This is a genomic window from Bradyrhizobium sp. CCBAU 11357 (assembly GCF_028128865.1).
Classification (GTDB): Bacteria; Pseudomonadota; Alphaproteobacteria; order Rhizobiales; family Xanthobacteraceae; genus Bradyrhizobium.
Genome location: NZ_LBJW01000043.1, coordinates 1 through 1,143, shown reverse-complemented (window position 1 = coordinate 1,143; position 1,143 = coordinate 1). Strand labels below are relative to the sequence as shown.

Sequence of the window (1,143 nt, the reverse complement as noted above, 5' to 3'; positions counted from 1 at the left end):
ATCGGCAATGCCTGGCAGAAGCTGCCCCGCATCGTCCGCGACCTCTCATCCGAACTCGGCAAGCAGATCGAGCTCGAGATGCACGGCGCCGACACCGAGCTCGACCGCCAGGTGCTCGATTTGATCAAGGACCCGCTCACCCACATGGTGCGCAACTCCGCCGATCATGGCCTCGAGACCCCCGCCGAGCGCCTCGCCAGCGGCAAGGGCGAGCAGGGCACCATTCGCCTCTCCGCCTATCACGAGGGCGGCCACATCATCATCTGCATCGCCGACAACGGCCGCGGCCTCAACACCGAGAAGATCAAGGCCAAGGCGCTCTCCTCAGGTCTCGTCACCGAGGCCGAGCTGGAGAAGATGAGCGAAGCCCAGATCCACAAGTTCATCTTCGCGCCGGGCTTCTCCACGGCGGCCGCCATCACCTCGGTCTCCGGCCGCGGCGTCGGCATGGACGTGGTCCGCACCAATATCGACCAGATCGGCGGCACCATCGACATCAAGTCGGTCGCGGGTGAAGGCTCCTCCGTCACCATCAAGATCCCGCTGACGCTCGCCATCGTCTCGGCCCTGATCGTCGAAGCCGCCGGCGACCGCTTTGCGATTCCGCAGCTCTCGGTGGTCGAGCTGGTGCGGGCCCGCGCCAATTCCGAGCACCGCATCGAGCGCATCAAGGACACCGCCGTCCTCAGGTTGCGCAACAAGCTGCTGCCGCTGATCCACCTGAAGAAGCTGCTCAAGATCGACGACGGCGCCGCCAGCGATCCCGAGAACGGCTTCATCGTGGTCACCCAGGTCGGCAGCCAGACCTTTGGCATCGTCGTCGACGGCGTGTTCCACACCGAAGAAATCGTGGTCAAGCCGATGTCGACCAAACTGCGTCACATCGACATGTTCTCCGGCAACACCATTCTGGGCGATGGCGCGGTGATCATGATCATCGATCCCAACGGCATTGCGAAAGCGCTCGGCGCCGCCGGCTCCTCGGCCCATGACATGGGCGACGAGAACGGCGCCCATCACATCGGCTCCGGCGAGCAGACCACCTCGCTGCTGGTGTTCCGCGCCGGCTCGTCGCAGCCCAAGGCGGTCCCGCTCGGCCTGGTCACGCGCCTGGAAGAGCTGCCCGCCGACAAGATCGAGTTC

General features: G+C 65.2%; 1 protein-coding gene. It reads left to right on the top strand.

Going from position 1 to position 1,143, the window contains the following annotated elements; all coding sequences use genetic code 11:
- The coding region (locus XI05_RS08995; protein ID WP_271500728.1) for a chemotaxis protein CheA at positions 1–1,143 on the top strand (1,143 nt) is incomplete at both ends.